This window comes from Pseudoalteromonas sp. SR45-6 (assembly GCF_014163545.1).
GTDB classification, from domain to species: Bacteria; Pseudomonadota; Gammaproteobacteria; order Enterobacterales; family Alteromonadaceae; genus Pseudoalteromonas; species Pseudoalteromonas rhizosphaerae.
The window spans coordinates 33526-54407 of record NZ_JACJDM010000023.1; the positions used below are offsets into that span (position 1 = coordinate 33526).

Below are 20882 nucleotides of genomic sequence, written 5' to 3' on the forward strand. Positions count from 1 at the left end.
TTTTTTAATTAGTCCCACTGAAATTGACGCATATTAACACGACCATTTTTAAAAATTACGCCTTCACTTTGCAGTAATTGATATTGCTTTTGGTACTGCGCTGTCCCTTCAGGAAAAGAAATTTTACCTTGGCTGTTGATTACTCTATGCCAAGGTATGCTTGAATCTTTTGGCATTAACTTTAATAACCGCCCTACTAGCCGAGCATTATTTAGCAATCCTGCCATTGCCGCTACTTGTCCATAACTAGCTACTTTTCCTGGCGGTATATTCGCCATCACAGTATAAATTTTGTCTTCTTTACTGGCTTGCATTTACGACCCTAAAAACGTTTTACTTAACTGCTTAAAATCTTGCCACACGGCTCTTGCCACGGGTCCATGATGAGTGGCATTTTGTCGGAATACTCTGATCTGTGCGCTAAACGTATTTTCTCTGTCTAGTATTTTAATTTGTTGTAATACACCACTTTCAAGTTCATTTTGACAATGCGCTAAACTCATCATTGCCCAGCCAGCTCCCGATAATAAAAACGATTTTAAAGTTGATATATCATCAATTTTCATCATGGTAGAGCCTTTTGAATACGATAAACGATCAGAGTCAAAACTCATATCACTTTCAAACATCGCTAAACAAGGAAAGTTCTGTAATTGTTGATAAGTTACTTTATCTGGCACTAATCCTGTCACACTAACAATACCAATATCGAGCTTGCCAATCGGTAAACTTTCTAAATCGCCTGTAGCATGAAACAAATCAAACCACGGTCCAATCCCTAAGTCTGCTTGTCCTTTATTAACTTGCTCAAGAGAAACAAAGCGTTTTCCGCTGGTTACACTAAACTCGGTGCTGGTATGTTTAACAAAAGCATTGCAAATAATATCGTTATACAGTGCTTGGTGACATAACTGCTCATAACAAATTTTGTAATTTGCTTCATTACCAAGTGCAAGCTCACTGGCCAGTTGTGCTAAATGTGCCTGAGCATCTAATAATAATGCTGCTTCGCGATGATAAATACGACCCTTTTCAGTTAATTGCAATCGATAATGGCTACGATCTAACAATTCAAAACCAAGCTCAGCTTCAAGTTTCTTAATAGCTAACGTTAAAGCTGGTTGCGATTTATACAGTGCTAAAGCAGCTTGCGACAAGCTTTGAGTGCGAACAATGGCATCAAGCATTTTTAACTGCACTAAGTTCATAATGGTCCAACTTAAAATCATAAATTTTATTTATGATCTTTTTAAAATTTAATAATTTTTATTTTATATGTTCGCGGCGTATGCTGCACCTAATTTATGTTTTCATAGCCACGGAGAAGACCATGAAACTGTCGCCAGTTTTAATTATATCTACATTAATACTGAGTTTAGTCGCCTGTAAAGAATCAAATACCGACACTCACGTCGAACAAGCTATTCGTCCAGTAAAACTATTTGAAATTGATACTAACTCAGATCAGACAATACGCAGTTTTCCGGCAGAAGTAGTGGCAAATCAAGGCTCTTATTTGGCGTTTAGAGTTAACGGTGAGTTATTAGAGTTCCCGGCATTGGCGGGTCAACATGTTGAAAAAGATCAACTCCTTGCCAAGTTAGACCCTGAAGATTTTCAACTGCAATATGATGAGCGAAAAGCACGTTTTGAATTGGCGCACTCGCAACTTGAACGCGTACAAAAACTATTTAATAAATCAATTACCAGTCAATCCGAACTTGATCAGGCACTTGCCAATAAACAGGTAGCTGAGTCGGCATTAAAAATTGCAAAAACCAACTTAGATAATAGCGAATTACGTGCCCCTTTTAGCGGCACCGTTTCCAAAGTGTTTGTTAAAAACTTTGAGAATATCCAAGCAAAACAAAACATTCTTCGCTTAGAAACCCGTGATTTAATGGATGTGATCATTCAAGTACCCGAAAAACTAATCGCCCGTATTGATAAAGACATTGACTATCAGCCAAGCGTGGTTTTTGACGGTTTTCCAAATAAATCATATACCTTAATGATTAAAGAATTCGACACCCAAGCAGATCCAGCCACATTAACTTACAAGGTGGTATTTTCATTACCAGTGCCTAAAGATTTTAACCTGTTGGCAGGCATGACCGGCAGTGTAGATATTGATCTAAGTAAAGTTACTCACTCGCAATCACACTATATTTTACTCCCTGTTGAAGCTGTGTTCTCTGAACCAACACAGCCTACTAATAACAGCTATGTCTGGCTATACGATCCACAGACTGGCAAGGTGAAAAAGCAAGCTGTTGAAGTTGGCCAATTACATCGACGTGGTATTGAAGTGCTTGCTGGTTTAGAGCAAGGTCAAACTGTGGTCGCAGCTGGTGTTCACTACCTTAAAGAAGGCATGCAAGTACGTCCGTGGCAAAAAGAGCGAGGCTTATAAAATGAGCATTGCTGAACTTGCCATAAAACAAAAGGTCGTCAGTTGGATGTGCGCGCTATTACTATTAATCGGTGGCGTAGTATCTTATTTAGGACTTGGTCAGCTTGAGGACCCTGAATTTACAATAAAAAAAGCCATGGTGATCACCTTATATCCTGGCGCTTCACCACAACAGGTAGAAGATGAAGTTACTTTTCCGATTGAAAATGCAATTCAACAATTGCCGTATGTGGATTACGTAACCAGCATTTCATCTCCAGGGAAATCACAAATTACCGTTGAAATGAAAAGCAACTATCGCAAACAAGACTTACGACAAATTTGGGATGAGCTACGGCGCAAGATTAACGATAACGCTTCATCACTGCCAAGTGGTGTATACCCAAGTACCATTTTAGATGATTTTGGCGACGTATACGGCGTAATGTATGCCGTCACTGGCGATGGTTACTCTTATGACGAACTAAAAAACTATGTTGATTACTTAAAGCGCGAACTGGTACTCGTTGACGGCGTAGGTAAAGTGACCGTCAGTGGTGAACAACAAGCACAGGTGATGGTTGAAATATCGACGCGTAAGCTGGCGCAGCTTGGTATTGCACCAACTAGAATTTATCAATTATTGCAATCACAAAATACCGTATCGAATGCAGGTAAAATACGCGTAGGCGATGAATCAATTAGACTGCACCCAACAGGCGAATTCAAAGACGTAAAAGAGCTCGAAAATCTACTGATCTCAAAACCAGGTGAAAATGAACTGATTTACCTCGGTGACGTTGCAACGGTGTTTCGTGAATACGCCGAAGTACCTAATAATGTAATCCGTTTTAACCAGCAGCAAGCCTTACTAGTTGGCGTATCGTTTAGCAGTGGTGTAAACGTTGTGGATATAGGCGATAACATTAAAGCGCATTTAGCATCGCTTGAATATCAACGCCCCCATGGCATGGAAATAAATACCGTTTATAACCAACCTGTTGAAGTCGAAAAATCAGTCAATGGCTTTATCATCAGCTTACTCGAAGCTGTCGCTATCGTTATTGTTGTCCTGCTTGTCTTTATGGGCTTTAAAAGTGGCGTACTGATCGGGGCAATTTTATTGCTGACCGTATTAGGTACATTCATTTTCATGAAACTGTTTGCGATTGATTTACAACGAATCTCTTTAGGTGCGCTGATCATTGCATTAGGAATGTTGGTTGATAATGCCATTGTAGTCACCGAAGGGATTTTAATAAACCTAAAGCGAGGGCAAACAAAGATAAAAGCAGCGGCTAATATAGTGGAGCAAACAAAGTGGCCTTTACTTGGCGCAACCGTGATTGCGATTACTGCATTTGCGCCAATTGGCTTAAGCTCTGACGCTAGTGGGGAATTTGCCGGCAGCTTATTTTGGGTATTATTTATCTCATTATTACTAAGCTGGATCACTGCCATCACCTTAACTCCTTTCTTTGCTGACTTAATGTTCAAAGAAACAGAGCTCAAGCAGCAAAGCCATGATGAAGATCCATATCAAGGTGTGATCTTTAATCTATATAAAAGTTTATTAAGCACCTCGATGCGTTTTCGTAAAACCACTTTATTGTTGATGGTCGTTTTATTAGCTAGCTCTGTTTTTGGCTTTAAGTTTATTAAACAAGCGTTTTTTCCAGCTTCTAACACGCCAATGTTTTACGTAGATTATTGGCATACCCAAGGGGCTGATATTCATGCCACTTTAGATGGCGTCGCCAAACTCGAAGCATTCTTACAAAAAGATGAGCTGGTCGAAGAAGTAACATCAACGATAGGACAAGGCGCACCACGGTTTATGTTGACCTACGCACCTGAAAAATCATACCCAGCTTATGGTCAATTAATTATCCGTGTAAAAGACCGCGAAGCAGTGGCGACGATGATTGCAAAAGTTCGCGACTATGAATACAGCCACGTATTTGATGCCAAGCTTAAAATAAAACGTATGGAAATAGGCCCTTCTACTGATGCTAAAATAGAAGCGCGTTTTTCGGGGGCTGATCCAGTAGTGCTTCGCCAATTAGCTAAACAAGCAAAAGAAGTGCTAGCAAAAGATGCCGGTGCTTATAATATTCGTGATGATTGGCGTGAACGCTCAAAACTCATTCGCCCGCAACTTAACGAACAAAAAGCGCGGCGTCTGGGTATCGCTAAAACAGACTTGGACCAACTATTATTAACCAGTTTTTCCGGTAAAAAAGTCGGCATTTACAAAGATGGTACTCAACAGATCCCCATTATTGCCCGCTCACCGGCACAAGAGCGTCTTAATGTTGAAAGCCTCCGTGACCTACAAATATACAGCCCAGTATTAGGCGTATTCGTGCCAGTTACTCAAGTGGTGGATGAGTTTGTTGTACAGTGGGAAGACAGCCTAATAATGCGCCGCGATCGCAAACGTACTATTACAGTAATGGCCGATCATGACGTAATAGGCGATGAAACACCCGCTAAACTATTTTCAAGAGTCAGGCCAGGTATTGAAGCAATTAAACTCCCTAATGGCTATGAATTACAATGGGGCGGTGAGTTTGAATCATCAACAAAGGCAAAAAAAGCTATTTTTGGCTCGTTACCTTTGGGCTATTTAGCGATGTTTGCAGTCACTGTGTTGCTATTTAACTCAGTAAAAAAACCTCTGGTTATTTGGGCCACAGTACCTTTAGCAATCATCGGTGTCAGCGCCGGCTTGCTAGTGATGAACGCCGCATTTAGTTTTATGGCGCTACTTGGGTTATTAAGCTTAAGCGGTATGTTGATTAAAAATGGCATTGTGTTGGTTGATCAGATCAACCTTGAGCTCAGTGAAGGCAAAGAGCCTTATCAAGCAGTATTTGATTCCGGTGTAAGCCGTGTGCGCCCCGTTGCGATGGCAGCAATCACCACCATTTTAGGAATGATCCCATTATTATTTGATGTGTTTTTCCAATCAATGGCGGTGACGATTATGTTTGGTTTAGGCTTTGCAACCGTGCTGACATTAATCGTAGTGCCGGTGCTCTATACCGTGCTATTTAAAATTGAGGTGCCAAAAGCAAAATAACTGAGGTTTAAATAAAACCAGGAGCACAATTTATGTTGTTCCTGGTTTTACAATTTGATCTTATTTTTTAAGGCTTAATGTGCCGGTTCGAGTGGTGCTATTTCTTCTTGCAGGTTTGGCGTTAATTTGGTCATTTTTAGAATCAAAACGGCCTTGTTTGACATGCTTAGCAAAATCACGCTTTTTATCGTTATCTTTGTAAGGCGTGCATGCTTGTTTAGGCTTGCTGATATTCGCAGATTGTTTGTTCTCATCCACTGATAACTCCTCGGTTTTGCCCGAGTCGGCAATCGAGTTATTAATCTCAGCCATTTCTTGCTCAGTTAAATGGCGCCACTGGCCAACATTTAAGCCTTTTAACGTGACATTCATGATACGTACGCGTTTTAAGGTGACCACTTCATAGCCCAAGTACTCACACATACGACGAATTTGACGATTCAAACCTTGCGTTAATACAATAGTAAATTGTTGCGGTCCTGTTTGTGTAACTTTGCATTTTTTCGTGACTGTACCTAAAATTGGTAAACCACCTGCCATCTTATTCACAAACTGACGATTTAATGGCTTGTCGACTGTAACAACATACTCTTTTTCATGATTATTGCCTGCACGAAGGATTTTATTGACGATATCTCCTTCATTTGTCAGGAAAATCAACCCTTCTGATGGGCGATCTAAGCGACCAATTGGAAAAATACGATCTGGGTAGTTAACCGCTTTGACGATATTACTTTGAATTTTACGCTCAGTTGTACAGGTTATACCAACGGGTTTGTTGTAAGCGATGTACGCGCGTTTCGGCACTTTTTTCAGCGGCTTACCATCAATCAGTACCGTGTCAGACAATGCTACTTTGACACCCATTTCCGGTCGAATACCATTGACAGTAACACGACCATCTTCAATATATTTATCCGCTTCGCGTCGTGAACAAAAACCAGTGTCACTAATAAATTTATTTAATCGTTTTAAGTCTGTCATGGGCCAAATTCATATTAATTTTAAAGGCCGATATTGTATACCCAAACCACCTTAAGATGCGAGCTCAGTTGAATTTAAAAGCGATTTAGACAAGGCATAGATTGCAAACAATAGAAGCCACTTGTTAAAATTAATAACGCAGTATAAAGCGCCGTTAAACCAACAATTAGCCTTTTCACAGCAAACATCTAGTCTGTTTGTTTATACTTAAACGATTGCTCTGTTTTACGGTATATGGGTTTGCGATAATTTTAACCTGCAGTGACAGTGAAAAATTACCACACTATTTACAGTAGCTTCAACTCAAGCAGCATTTGCATACTTTCGCCAAATAAATTCCATTGGACCTTGCTTAAAATAACGCGAATAAATCACACTAAAACTAAGTTGAAAAATAACTAAACCACTCACTAATACGTAATATTCTAAATGATTAAAGCTTAGCACCCAGTGCGGATAAAAAACTTTAAACAACAATAACAAGCAAATAGTTTGCATTAGATATAAAGTTAATGCGAGCCTTCCTGCACGCTGCAATGCAATAAAGTGAAAGTCATGTTTTGTCATCAGCATTACCACAAAATGAATAATTAATAGGGCTGTGAATAATGCTGCAAACCAGCTTACGGGTTCTTTTAATGCACTAATAAATAAGCTAGATTGGTATTCAAAACTGATCCTAATCGCACTTAACAGTAGCGCAATTGACAAAACTCTGATTTTGCTTAATTTAGTTAAACCAGTCTCAAACAGTTTATTTTTATAGCCATAAATACCGAATAGCATTAATCCTGCAGCCATCCACAAAGTGATCAGCGGAAGTGCAATGAGCATCACGATAAACATCACACTATTATTGACAAAAATAGTTAATGCCGATCCTCGTGAAGCATTATAACTTGCTAAAAAATCGGCTGAATCTCGATAGATAGTCAGTGTGGGGTCAATTAAGGCTATCAAAAACGTTATCGCTGCGGCTAATGATAGAAATTGCCAACCGCGTTTTAATAACATCTCGTCACTCGCATCAAGGTACTGTATGACCAACCAACCTGCGCATGCATAGATAAACAAAATATCACCAGCCCACAACAAAAAGCCATGTAGTAAACCAAACACGGCCAATACTTTTAAGCGTTTTTGCAATTGCTCAAGCTGCTGGTAACGCTGCCACTGAATATATAAGCCAGCACCAAAGAGTAAGCAAAATAAGCTGCGAAAGCGGCCGTCAATAACACTAAGGCTCACCCATTGAATAACATGATCCGAAAAAGGCGGGGACTGTAATGGTACGTAACCAAATTCAAATAAACCAAAGGAATAGGCATTCATGTACATTAAGCCAAGCACAGCAACACCACGAATAACATCCATATTTTGATTACGCATTATTGGGCTCGACTTATTAGTTGTGCTTATGTATGTTTGACCAGTCTAGCGCATCTCGATAAAACTTCGGCAGTAAATCACTATTTATGTTAATAAATACAACTGCTTGCTCCATAGCCCACCAGCTACCTGATTCATACGCTTTTACTGTTGCAAGGATATAATACAGGGTGTTTTTTTCTTCCATTAGAGCGTCTTTGATTGGTTCTGGAAATGGTAAACGAAGGAGTAATTGCTCCATTGGGCGATCTAATATTGCATCCAACAACGAAAAAAGACCGGTTAAAAAGGCACTATTCGCTTGCGAAGGCGCTATCTTTTTCGCTATCAGCTCACAAAATCGCGCCCGAATGATACACATTTTGATCAATTCGTTAGGTTTCGTTTGTCCAACGTGAGCGGTAATGATCAAACTAACAAACTTCTTTATATGATCATGGCCTAAATAGACTAAAGCCTGTTTGAGTGACTCTATTTCTTTTTGGACAGGAAACACACCGCTGTTGATCAATCTTAATAACTTAAATGCTAACGCTGTATCTAATTGAAACAATCGCGCAATCGCATTGATATCAGGATGCTCTTTCATAACTTGTGCATAGATGGTCAATGCTAATGCATAGTTTATATCAATGTCTTTTTGTTGAATGACTACCGGCTTGGCAAAAAAATAACCCTGAAAATAATCAAAGCCCATCTTATGAGCTATTTTAAAATCATCAATAGTTTCGACTTTTTCAGCAAGCAACTTTAGCTTTTTGTATTTTTGCAGCCGTCGAATCATCGGTTCAATTTGCTGCAAAGGAGTTATTTGAATATCAAATTTGATTAATTTAACAAGTTTTAAAAACCTTTCCCACTTAGGCTCATATACAAAATCGTCAAGTGCTAACACAAAGTTTTTATGAAACAGCGCACGACATAGCTGGTAGTTTTCTTCTGTCGGCTCAATTGTTTCGAGCAACTCAAGTACCACATCTTGCGAAGGCAAAAATGCACATAAATCCATTTTTAAAGAATCAGGACCGATATTAATCAGTGCTTTTTTACCAGCAGTAATATGTCGAGTGCCAAAATTAAGCTGATTTTCCATGATCAGTTTTGCTGTTGCGACGCTTTCGTCAATATCTGGAAAACAATTATTGGTACTATTACGAAACAATAATTCATAGGCAACTACATGTTGTTGACGATTGAATATTGCTTGGCGCGCAACAAATACTTGCACTTTTTCACCCTTAAACTCGACTATTGATGGTTAGTTACGAAATAAAACACAATACTAAGTAACTAAATCATAATGTTATTGCAATCCATTATAGCTAGTAAGATGATAAATAGCAGTATTAATTATAAAGTTTACTGATATAGTCCTTTGCTACATAAGACCATGTAAAGCGAGCAGCCTTAGCATTGCTGACAATTTCATCCCATTGTTTGGGTTGTTCTTGTCTCAGAGTAAGAGTATTAGCAAAACACGTTACCAGCGCCTCGCTTTGTGTTTGTAATGTGTCACCACTAAAGCTAAAACCATTTTCCAAATGAGTAATAGTATCTTTTAAACCACCGACTTGATGTACTAAGCAAGGCTGCCCTGCTCGCATAGCAAGCATTTGGCTAATACCACATGGCTCAAAGGAACTAGGCATCAAGAATAAGTCCCCTAACTCATACAGTAATTCGCCAACGCTATTACCATAACCCTTTAAAAATAATAAGTTACTATTTCGTGCCATGGCGGCTGTCATAACATCTTCAAGGGCCGTGTCACCGGAACCTAAAATGATCATACGTCCTTGCTGTTCATTTAACTTTTCACACAATGCATCTAGCACTTGCTGGTTTTCGTAGGGTTGGCGCAGTAACAAAGCTTTTTGATCGGTTAGGCGTCCAACACTGGTGACTAAAGGCCCTTTAACTGGCTGCTCAATGAACTGCTGTAACCGTTGATGAGCTATATAGTAACTGCTTTGCAGGTTAACTTCTTTAACCATCCAAACAAACAATGCCTGCTCTATCTCAAAGTATAATTGTGATAGCGTACTGGTTGACTGTGCGTTGTGCTCAGTGTACTCACAGCCATTTAATATTCCGACGACTTTATTGTTCGCCATCGCATTATTCAAATCGCGCTCTAAGCCTTCACCACCAAAAAAACCATTATGCGGTTCACTGGCTTGCAATACTTCTTGTGCGTAGCTTGGAGATACTAAATGTATCTTATCAACTAAATTGATAGCGCTGCGCATCGGATTAAAGCAATGAGGATAACGCGGATCGCATAATATCTCGCCGTTATAACTTAACGCCGGAAACCATGCTTCTAAACTTGAATCATCTCCTTTGAATGGGCGGATCCCTTGCAGTGCAATATTGTGTACTGTAAATACGCTGCGCAAAGAAGAAAAAGATGCAAACCGATGATCAAACTTTAACAATACCGCCACACACGCGCTGTGCCAATCATGCAAATGCAACACATCAGGACGAGTGATCACACCTTGCAATAGCGCTTCACACACTGCAGCATTAAATAATGCAAACTTAGTGGCATCAGTGGCAAAAGGTCGGTCACCATCATCATTACAGTATACAGCGCCATGGTGCTGACTAAATAACGGATGTGATAGTACTAATTGCCTGACTTGCTGCTGATCAACATATACTTGCCACACTTGAACATCATAGATATATCCGGCAAAGGGCACATGGAGCGTGCCTAATTGCACACGCTCTAACGTGGTAAAACCATAATCTGGAATAACCACATCAACGGTTAAGCCAAGCTCCGCTAATGCTTTGGGACAATCTCGTAGTACATCTGCAACACCACCCACTTTGGCATTTGGTAAAGCGTCATTTTCGGCCGCAACCATTAATACATGCATCTTTTTCTTACTTCCTACAACTGTATGATATTTTAAGCTAATTGTTTACTCTCACGCTCTTGGCGCTCAAGTTTTTTGGAAAGTTCTGTGAGCATTTCACGGGTCACTAACACAATACCCTTTTTAGATACTCTGAAACCATTTTCTTCGTCTGCTTTACGATCAAAACCGATTTCAACACCGGCTGGCACTTCACATCCACGGTCGATAATAGCACGGCGAATACGGCAATTACGTTGAATAATCGCACCTGGTAATATCACCGACTCTTCAATGACGCAGTATGAGCGAATATGTACATTAGAGAATAACAGTGATTTACGAACCACCGAGCCTGAAATAATACAGCCGCCTGATACGGTTGAATCTACAGCCATGCCACGTCTGTCATCATTATCAAAAATAAACTTAGCCGGTGGCAGTTGTTCTTGGTAAGTCCAAATAGGCCAAGTTGGATCGTATAAATCCAGCTGTGGTTCTGGCATCACCAGCTCCATGTTTGCTTCCCAGAATGAGTCAAGTGTACCCACATCACGCCAATAAGGTTGGCCGTCATGACCTGGCTCTCGAAATGGAAAAGCAAATACATTATGCTCTTCAATAATTGCCGGAATAATATCATGACCAAAATCACGGCCTGAACCTTCGTTTTCTGCGTCTTTTTTTAGTTGTTCAAATAAGAACTCAGTATTAAATACATAATTACCCATTGACGCTAAACAAGTGCCCGGACGACCAGGAATTGAACTTGGCATTTTCGGTTTCTCATCAAAACGACGTACTCGTTTCTCTTCATCTACCGTCATCACACCAAATGTTTCTGCGGCTTCTTCGCAAGGAACTTCAATACAGCACACCGTCATGTCTGCACCTGTTTCAACATGTTTTGCCAATAAGCCGCCGTAATCCATACGGTAAACATGATCGCCAGATAAAATCATTACATACTTAGGTAGCTCATGACGAATAATATCCATATTTTGGAACACCGCATCTGCAGTGCCGCAATACCATTCGTCACCATAACGCTGTGATGCCGGTAATATCTCTACCGATTCACCCAGTTCTTTTTTAAAGTGGCCCCATGCACGGTTGACATGGCGGATCAGCGAGTGCGATTTATACTGTGTGGCAATCCCAACACGACGAATACCTGAATTAATACAGTTTGATAGCGGGAAATCGATAATACGATGTTTGCCACCAAAATAAACTGCCGGTTTGGCCCGCCAGTTTGTTAATTCATGTAAGCGTGAACCTCTGCCCCCTGCTAAAATCAGTGCGTAGGTTTCTCGTGTCAGACTACTTATGTAGCGATTTGCATAACTTGGCATAATTTATCTCCGTATTAATCTTTGCTGTTGCTTACGGCTGTGTCGGCCGAACTAGATGTTGTTAATGCTTCCAAATGCCAAATATCATCACTGTATTGGCTGATCGTTCTATCACTTGAAAAAGTACCACTGGCCGCAGTATTTAAAATACTCATTTGCGTCCAATGCTGTTGATCTTGATAAGCGTGTTCAACCGCCTTTTGTGCTTGTACAAAACTATCAAAATCGTGGGCAACCAACCAAGGATCATGTGGGCTTTTGATTGCACCAATAATGTCGTCAAATAAACCAGGTTCGAATAAATTAAAGTGCCCACTTTCAAGTAATTGCATAACACTTAGTAAGTCAGGCGTATTATGAATAATGTGTAATGGGTTGTAGCTTTGTTTTATTCCCTCAATTTGTTCCGCTTGTGCGCCGAATAAGAAGAAGTTATCAGCCCCTACTGCATCGCGAATTTCTATATTAGCACCATCTAAAGTGCCAATCGTCAACGCCCCATTCATCATAAACTTCATATTACCGGTACCAGATGCTTCTTTACCTGCGGTTGAAATTTGTTCAGACAAGTCTGTTGCGGGGCAAATCGTTTCCATTGCTGTAACATTATAATTTGGTAAAAATGCCACCCGTAAATAAGGCTGAGCAAGCGGATCTTTGTTGATCACATCTGCAACATTATTAATTAGCTTAATAATGCGCTTAGCCATGTAATACCCCGGTGCAGCTTTTCCTCCTAGTAATACACAGCGTGGCACTAAATTGGCGGTATCGCCACGACGGATCCGGTCATACAAGTGAATTATGTGTAATACATTCAGTAATTGGCGCTTATACTCATGAATTCGTTTAACTTGCACATCAAATAGCATGCTAGTGTCAAATTCAACACCACAACGCTCTTTGACTAAATCAACTAGCCGTTGTTTGTTTTCAAGTTTGACGCTTTGCCATTGTTTATGGAATTTAACATCATCATAATAGCGACGCAGCTGGCTAATTTGCGCAAAATCCCTCACCCAATCTTGACCAATTTTTTCACCAATCAACTGTGTTAGTTTGGGGTTACAATGAGCTATCCACCGCCTTGGCGTTACACCATTAGTTTTATTGTTGAATTTTTCAGGCCACAATTCATAAAAAGTTTTAAACAAACCTTCTTTAAGTAATTCTGTGTGCAATGCTGCTACGCCATTAACTGAAAAACTGCCAACAATGGCTAAATACGCCATTCTTACTTGTGGATCTGAGCCTTCTTCAATTAAAGACAACGCTTGTTGTTTTGCAACATCCCCCGGCCACGCCAACGCAACTTGAGCAAGAAAACGTGCATTTATTTCATAAATTATTTCAAGAATACGCGGTAATAAACGCGCAAATAATGACACAGACCACTTTTCGAGCGCTTCTGGAAGTAACGTATGATTGGTATACGCCATGGTTTTTGTGGTGATCTGCCATGCAGCATCCCAATCCAAGTCATAATCATCAATCAGCAATCGCATTAACTCTGCAACAGCAATACTTGGGTGGGTGTCATTAAGTTGAAAAACATGAAAATCAGCAAAATCACTAAACTTTTCACCATGCTGTGATACCCATAGACCAACAATATCTTGTAAGCTCGCCGACGATAAAAAGTATTGCTGCCTTAAACGTAGCTCTTTACCATTTTCGCTGCTGTCATTAGGATAAAGTACCATGGTGATTTGTTCGGCAAGGTTTTTATGCGCGACGGCTTCTGAGTAACTACCGGCGTTAAACTCACCTAAATCAAACTCATCAGTGGCTTCTGATTTCCAGAGTCTGAGGGTGTTAACTATGTCATTTTTATAGCCAGGGATCGGCACATCATAAGGGACAGCTAATACATCTTCAGTGTCTAACCATTGTCGATGAATGCGTCCGTTCTTATCAGTATAACTTTCAACATGGCCAAAAAACTTAACACGCTTGGCTTGCTCTGGTGCGCTCAGCTCCCATGGATGCCCTTCACGTAACCAATTATCAGGCTGCTCTATTTGATGGCCATTTTCGATTGACTGGTTAAACATGCCGTATTCATAACGAATACCATAACCGGTTACAGGTAATGCTAAACTCGCACAACTATCTAGAAAACACGCAGCTAAGCGGCCTAAACCACCATTACCTAACCCAGCGTCATGCTCTGCTTGCGCAACATGTTCAATGTGAGCGCAATAATTATTAAGTGCAAGTTTGACTTGCTCTTCTAAATCTAAATTTAAAATGGCATTACCTAGTGCTCGGCCCATTAAAAACTCAAGTGATATATAAGCCGTTTTACGACGCTTTTCACTGTGCATTTGCTGTTTTGTTGCTCGACAACGAGCGACTAATCGATCGCGAATTGTCAACGCTAGTGCGTTATACAAATACAGTTGAGACTTTCCGACCTTATCGCGCCCAAGGGTATAATAGAAATGGCGTGATAAATCATCTTCAAGCGTACTTTCATCTATTAAAGGGGCATCTTGCCAACCTTTAGCAACACACATTTGTTCACCATTATTCGCCATTACATTCGTCCTCTAAATTGGCTGTAAAAACCCAACTGCTTTGTGCAGCAACCTCAAACTGTTCTGTATTTTTAACCATTGCTTGATCAACACTGCTAAGCGCTAAACGCCATACCGATAAATCGTGATTAGTAGGTAATTGACATTTAACTGCCACATTACTGGCATTCAAAATAATGAGTAATGCCGTATTTAGTTGTGTATCTTTTAAGCTATACATCAAAAACTGTTTTGAACCATCATGCCAGTCACTTTCTTGCATGGCTTGGCTTTGCTCGGTATACCAATCAACACTAAATCGCTTATCGCTATCGTGTAAAAATACACTGTGTTTAAACACACAGTGTTGCTTTCGTAAGGTCAATACATCGTCAATAAAACGAATGAGGCTGTGGCTACGCTGCGAGTCTTTCCATGCCAGCCAACTAGTGCGGTTATTTTGACAATAAGCATTGTTATTCCCTCCTTGCGAGTGCCCCATTTCACTGCCTGATGACAGCATAGGCACCCCTTTGGAAAGTAGTAAGGTAAGTAAAAAGTTTTTTTGTTGTTGTAACCGCATGGAGGTAACTTTTAAATCATCAGTAAAGCCTTCAACACCGCAATTAAACGAATAATTAGCACTGTGCCCATCGCGGTTTTGTTCACCATTTGCTTCGTTATGCTTTTGTTCGTAACTCACTAAATCGGTTAAAGTAAAGCCATCATGACTGGTTATAAAATTAATACTATTTAATGGCCCACGGTGATTATGATCAAACAAATCAAAAGAGCCATGTAAACGTTTTGCAAGATCAGCCAGCATATTGTGCTGCCCTTGCCAAAAGCGCCTAACAACATCACGGTATTTATCATTCCACTCACGCCAAGGCGCAGGAAATGCTCCCAATTGATAACCACCAGGGCCTATGTCCCAAGGCTCAGCAATTAATTTCACTTGGCTTAACACTGGATCTTGATTGATTGCTTGTAAAAAACTATGGGTTTGGCTAAAGCCATGCGGCGTCCGTCCAAGAATAGTTGCTAAATCAAACCTAAAACCATCAACACCCATTATTTCTACCCAATAACGTAAGCTATCGAGTACCATTTTCAAGCTAAATGGGTCGTCTATATTTAAGGTATTACCACACCCAGTGTCATTGATATAAACTTCAGGGTTATCGTTAACACTACGGTAATAACCTGGGTTATTTAGGCCGCGCCAAGATAACAAAGGACCGTCGCTACCAGCCTCTGCGGTGTGGTTGTAAACCACATCTAAAATCACTTCAATACCCGCTTGATGAAGTTTAGTAACCATTTGTTGAAATTCACCAATTTCATCAGTTACTAAGTAATCTTTATTTGGTGTAAAAAAATTTAATGTATTGTAACCCCAGTAGTTTTGCAGGCCTTTGGCGGTTAAAAACTGTTCGCTAATAAAGCTATGTACCGGTAACAATTCTAAAGTGGTTACGCCAAGTGTACGTAAATGCTCTATAAAACTGGGATGGCTCAAGCCCAAATAGGTACCTTGTAGCTGACTTGGAATAGAGGGATGTCGTGCTGTGGCGCCTTTAACGTGACATTCATAAATAACCGTTTCTCCCCAACTATGGCTCGGTTTTTTACCTTGATAAGGCTGCAGCTGTGTGACTTTAGATTTAGGGATATCAATGGCGTTGTTTACCGTACTCAAAGTACCTTTAGGCATTTGCCCATAGTGGCGTTCACTCCAGGTAAACTCACCAAATAAATCTTTTGCATAGGGGTCAATTAACAATTTTTGGCTATTAAAAAACAATCCTTTTTTAGGTTGATATTCACCTTCTGCGCGATAACCATATAAAGTGCCCATAGCCAGTGGGGTTATATGTAAACTCCATATCCCCCCTTCATTATTATTCATTGCTAACTTTAAAACTTCGGTATGACCACTGGCATCAAATAAACACACATACAACTGTTTAGCCAATGGCGCATAAACAGCAAAATTTACACCGTTTGTTAATACACTGGCTCCCAGCGGAAAAGTTTGCCCTTTATTTAATTCAATCGATAAACTCATCAGCCACCCTTCTTAAATAAACCGTCGCAAGCGCTGGCAGTGAGAGTTTAATGCTATGTTGATGCCCGTGGCATGGAGTTGCTGTACTGGTTGTTTTAGCTGATTGCCCACACACTTGTACTCCAGAGCCAAATAGCTGTTCGTCATCGGTATTTAAAATGACTTCAAATTCACCTGAGCTTGGTACACCAATACAATAATCATGATAAACCGTTGGTGTGAGGTTACTTACCACAACCACGTAATTACTGGCTTTCTTAGCAAAGCGAATAAAACTAAAAATACTTTGTTGAGCATTTTGATTATCGATCCAGCTAAAACCTGACGGATCAGTATCTAGCTGATGTAAAGCTGGAACATCGCGATATACTTTATTGAGCTGCGCGATAGTTCGTTGTACACCTTGATGCGATAGATGCTCAAGTAAATGCCAATCAATTGATTGATCATGATTCCACTCGCTACGCTGGGCAATCTCACCGCCCATGAACAGTAATTTTTTGCCTGGATGCGCCCACATAAATGCATAATACGCGCGTAAATTTGCAAATTTTTGCCAATCATCACCAGGCATTTTTTCAATTAATGAGCCTTTACCGTGCACCACTTCATCATGGCTTAAAGGTAAAATATAATTTTCACTATAGGCATACACCATCGAAAAAGTTAATTCGTGATGATGATGTTGGCGATATAAAGGATCGCGTTGCATATAGTGAAGGCTGTCGTTCATCCAGCCCATATTCCACTTGTAACCAAACCCTAAGCCATCATGATTCACCTGACGGGTAACACCAGGCCATGCCGTTGACTCTTCAGCTACCATCATAATGCCGGGGTTATTAGCATAACAACGTAAGTTAACTTGTTTTAAACACTCAATAGCACCAAGATTCTCACGTCCGCCAAACTTATTCGGGATCCACTGTCCATCTTCACGACTGTAATCAAGGTATAGCATTGAGGCAACAGCATCGACACGTAATCCATCAATGGCAAATTCTTCTAACCAATACATTGCATTAGCAACTAAAAAGCTGCGAACCTCTGGGCGATCATAGTTGTAGATATAGGTATTCCAATCTGGATGGAAACCTTGACGCACATCGGCATGTTCAAATAAATGTGTGCCATCAAAACGATGCAAGCCATGTGGATCACTTGGGAAGTGGCCTGGAACCCAATCAATGAGTAAACCAATGTTAGCTTGGTGGCATTGCTCTACAAAATAACGAAAATCATCCAAACCGCCAAACCGACTCGTTGGTGCAAATAAGCCAACTGGCTGATACCCCCAAGAACCATCAAATGGAAATTCACTGATCGGCATAAGTTGGATATGCGTAAAGCCTTGCTCAGTGACATAATTAATTAACCGCTGTGCTAATTCTTGATAAGTTAAATAACGATCTCCCTCTTCTCGCTGCCAAGAACCTAAATGCACTTCATAGATAGAGATAGGTGCATCAATCGCGTTGCGTTTAACACGCTGACGTTGCATTTTATCAGTTAGTTTAATTGCTGTGGGCCGAGTTTGAAGTACTGAAGCAGTGCCTGGTGCTTGCTGCATTTTAAATGCAAATGGATCAGCCTTTTCGAGCACTTCGCCACTGAGAGTTGTTATAGAGAACTTATAACACTGACCTTCACTGAGCTCTGGAATAAATAAATCCCAGACTCCAGACGCAGGGTTAAAACGCATAAAGTGTTGGCTTTGCTGCCAGTGATTAAATTCGCCAATAACTGAAACACTGCTAGCATTAGGTGCCCAAACACTAAAACGCACACCTGCAACACCTTTAAAATCAATAAAGTGGGCACCAAGATGGCGATATGCATGCTCTAATGTGCCTTCATTAAATAAGTACATTGCACTATCATCTAGGCTGCTATCAAAACTATACACATCTTCACAAATAACCTGACAATCGCTGTAATCTACCACTAGCTGATAAGCTGAAATATCTTGATTACTAAGCTGTGCTATAAATAAATCTGAATCACCATAGCGTATGCTAACAATCATTTGCTGAGGCAGTTTAATCGTTAATTTTGTTGCCCCGGGCATATAACAGCGTATTTCACTGTGCGTGTCAGTAATTGCATGTACGCCTAAAAAACTAAACGGATCTTTAAAACAGCCGCGCTTTAAAGCATTAACTTGTTGATCATAGTGCTGTGACTTTGCGGTTTTACGAACAATACTGTTCATTTAATTAGTCCTTATGGAATTAATAGCACTGAGAAATGCACTGTGACGAGTTAATATTTGTTCACTTGAATGCGTTAATACCCGACGCCAATTAGGGTATTCTTGATCCGTTCCAGGAATGTTTACAGGTAATGTTTGCTCATCTAAATCATCGAGCTGAATAGTAAATAACCGCGCTGGTGCAGCGGCCAAGCCTAAGGTCAGCGCCTGATAAACATCACTTGCTGTACTGTCCACAAACAAGGAGTGCTCTGCACATCCTGACAGAAAACGCAGTAGTCGTTGTTTTTCAATTTCTCGGTCTGCATGCAGTTGAGTTAACTGTTGTTCATCAATTAATTGATATTTTAATTTCAAAGTAAGATCAAGCCCCTGCCACCAACCAAAGAAAGGCGGTACATCATGGTTTGCAACCATTAACAATGATTGTGGCGCAAATGACTGAGCCGCTAAAAATTCACCATGATAATCTTTTTCAAAATAGAATAAGCTATTTGAAAATATTGCTTTATCTGCAAGTGCAGCTTTCACCTCTGGTGGAACAACCCCAAGATCTTCACCAATGACAATACATTGATTCAAATGGGATTCTATTGTCAGTACCGCTAATAAATGCTCAAATGGATAATACACATAGCAACCATCTTGTTGCTGTTGATGCTCAAAACACCACCATAAACGGCGGATAGCCATAACATGGTCAATACGTAAGCCACCAACGTTTTCCATATTGGCACGGATCAATGCTCGGTAGTAGCTAAAATTATTATCGCTGAGCTTAATCGGATTCAATGCTGGCAATCCCCAGTTCTGGCCATGCTCTGCCCATGGATCAGGCGGTGCACCTACATAAGCAGAATCGGTAAACAACGATTGTTGATTGAGAAACTCGCTGCCATCACCGGCGCAACCCACCGCTAAATCATTGATCAAACCAATACTCATTCCCTGCTCTCGGGCGGTAGTTTGGCATAATTTTAATTGCACATATGCTAGCCATTGCAAGTAGTAAGCAAAGTCGCTGTCAGTAACTTTTAAGGTCGCAAGTGTCGAACCATGCTGTTGACAAAAATCGCTGAAGTGTTGTTTGCGGTGCTCACTCCCATGCATACAAAAATGCTGGTATAGCAAGTTAAAGGCTGCGTATTTGAATTCACTCACTGCACTGTAATTAATATACTGCGACTGCAGAGTCCGCTTTTTAAAGTCACTCGCATAGCTGCTTTGTAAATACGCAGTGATATCGGGGTTATTAATGCTGTCATCGCATAAATCAATTGATATATAGAGTGGGTTTAATAACGCGCGATTATTTGGACTGTAGGGACTTGCTCGCTCTGGTTGCTCAGAAAATAATAAATGCAGTGGATTGAGTAAAATATAATCCAGTTTATGACTTGCTGCTTGCTCGGTCAGCGATAATAAATCGGCAAAATCGCCTATCCCTAGTGCTGCATTATTTTTTAAACTATAAAGTTGAATTGAAAGCCCGCTTTGCTTTTTATCTGTCACTTGGAAACTATATTTAGGTGTCACCCACAGTTGAGTTGTCGCCGTTAAACCTGCAACGCTAATATGCGCATCATGATAACCAATTGGCAATAATGGAAGCGGAAAAATAAGCTCTAAATAAGTGACGTCGTTAAATAAATAATCGCCACTGCATTGCAAATCAGCTAATTGGTGAGTAATGCTGGGCAAATCAAGCTGTGCAAATGATACGGTACATTGTTGCCCTAGCATACGCCTATCAATACGCACTTTAACGGCTGGTTGTTCAGCACATACCAAACTACACTCTGGTACTAGTTGCAGCCACTTATTGGCATCTAAGCTGATATTTAAATGCGCTATTTGAGCGTGATCTGTAACATCAACACCACAACAACTGAGTGCCGCACTGCGGGTTGCATCGCTAAAAACCACGTGTTCACCGGTATATTTGGTGTATTCATAGCCAATACCATGTAGATAAAAAAGCTGTGAAAGAGACTCCATTTACCGCGCC

General features: G+C 40.4%; 13 protein-coding genes. 2 read left to right on the forward strand and 11 right to left on the reverse strand.

Annotated features, from left to right (window positions below; translation table 11 throughout):
• Positions 1–8: 8 nt before the first annotated feature.
• Both H5158_RS11570 and H5158_RS11575 read right to left on the reverse strand, forming a co-directional pair.
• Positions 9–314 carry an MGMT family protein gene (locus H5158_RS11570; protein ID WP_145235885.1) on the reverse strand — a complete coding sequence of 102 codons (306 nt, stop codon included), beginning with the start codon at positions 312–314 and terminating at the stop codon, positions 9–11.
• Complete coding sequence (locus H5158_RS11575; protein ID WP_145235888.1) at positions 315–1208, reverse strand: LysR family transcriptional regulator; 894 nt, start codon at positions 1206–1208, stop codon at positions 315–317. It lies immediately after the preceding gene.
• Positions 1209–1330: 122 nt separating this feature from the next.
• On the opposite strand from H5158_RS11575, the gene H5158_RS11580 reads away from it, so the two are divergent.
• The gene (locus H5158_RS11580) at positions 1331–2413 is read left to right on the forward strand and encodes an efflux RND transporter periplasmic adaptor subunit (RefSeq protein WP_145235892.1); all 1083 of its coding nucleotides are present in this window, start codon (positions 1331–1333) and stop codon (positions 2411–2413) included.
• A gap of 1 nt (position 2414) precedes the next feature.
• A complete protein-coding gene (locus H5158_RS11585) occupies positions 2415–5477 on the forward strand; it encodes an efflux RND transporter permease subunit (RefSeq protein WP_182740060.1) in 3063 nt (1020 codons plus the stop codon).
• Positions 5478–5537: 60 nt separating this feature from the next.
• Here H5158_RS11585 and rluF read toward each other — a convergent pair whose 3' ends face one another.
• The 9 genes from rluF to malQ form a co-directional block, all read right to left on the reverse strand.
• Positions 5538–6461 (reverse strand): 23S rRNA pseudouridine(2604) synthase RluF, encoded by a 924-nt coding sequence (gene rluF, locus H5158_RS11590; protein ID WP_182740061.1) that lies wholly within the window; start codon positions 6459–6461, stop codon positions 5538–5540.
• 303 nt (positions 6462–6764) lie between these two features.
• A complete protein-coding gene (locus H5158_RS11595; protein WP_259398509.1) occupies positions 6765–7850 on the reverse strand; it encodes a DUF418 domain-containing protein in 1086 nt (361 codons plus the stop codon).
• 16 nt (positions 7851–7866) lie between these two features.
• On the reverse strand, positions 7867–9078 hold the full coding sequence (locus H5158_RS11600) for an EAL and HDOD domain-containing protein (protein WP_182718648.1): 1212 nt from the start codon (positions 9076–9078) through the stop codon (positions 7867–7869).
• 118 nt (positions 9079–9196) lie between these two features.
• Positions 9197–10738, reverse strand: coding sequence for a glycogen synthase (locus H5158_RS11605; RefSeq protein ID WP_182718647.1), 1542 nt, complete (start codon positions 10736–10738; stop codon positions 9197–9199).
• Positions 10739–10770: 32 nt separating this feature from the next.
• On the reverse strand, positions 10771–12072 hold the full coding sequence (gene glgC, locus H5158_RS11610) for a glucose-1-phosphate adenylyltransferase (protein WP_149980163.1): 1302 nt from the start codon (positions 12070–12072) through the stop codon (positions 10771–10773).
• 14 nt (positions 12073–12086) lie between these two features.
• Positions 12087–14612, reverse strand: a complete 2526-nt coding sequence (locus H5158_RS11615; protein WP_182740062.1) for a glycogen/starch/alpha-glucan phosphorylase — start codon at positions 14610–14612, stop codon at positions 12087–12089.
• The gene (gene glgX / locus H5158_RS11620) at positions 14602–16662 is read right to left on the reverse strand and encodes a glycogen debranching protein GlgX (protein ID WP_182740063.1); all 2061 of its coding nucleotides are present in this window, start codon (positions 16660–16662) and stop codon (positions 14602–14604) included. Before glgX ends, H5158_RS11615 begins: the two co-directional genes overlap by 11 nt.
• The gene (gene glgB / locus H5158_RS11625; protein WP_182718644.1) at positions 16646–18874 is read right to left on the reverse strand and encodes a 1,4-alpha-glucan branching protein GlgB; all 2229 of its coding nucleotides are present in this window, start codon (positions 18872–18874) and stop codon (positions 16646–16648) included. Before glgB ends, glgX begins: the two co-directional genes overlap by 17 nt.
• Positions 18875–20872 (reverse strand): 4-alpha-glucanotransferase, encoded by a 1998-nt coding sequence (malQ, locus tag H5158_RS11630; protein WP_182740064.1) that lies wholly within the window; start codon positions 20870–20872, stop codon positions 18875–18877.
• Positions 20873–20882 lie beyond the last annotated feature (10 nt).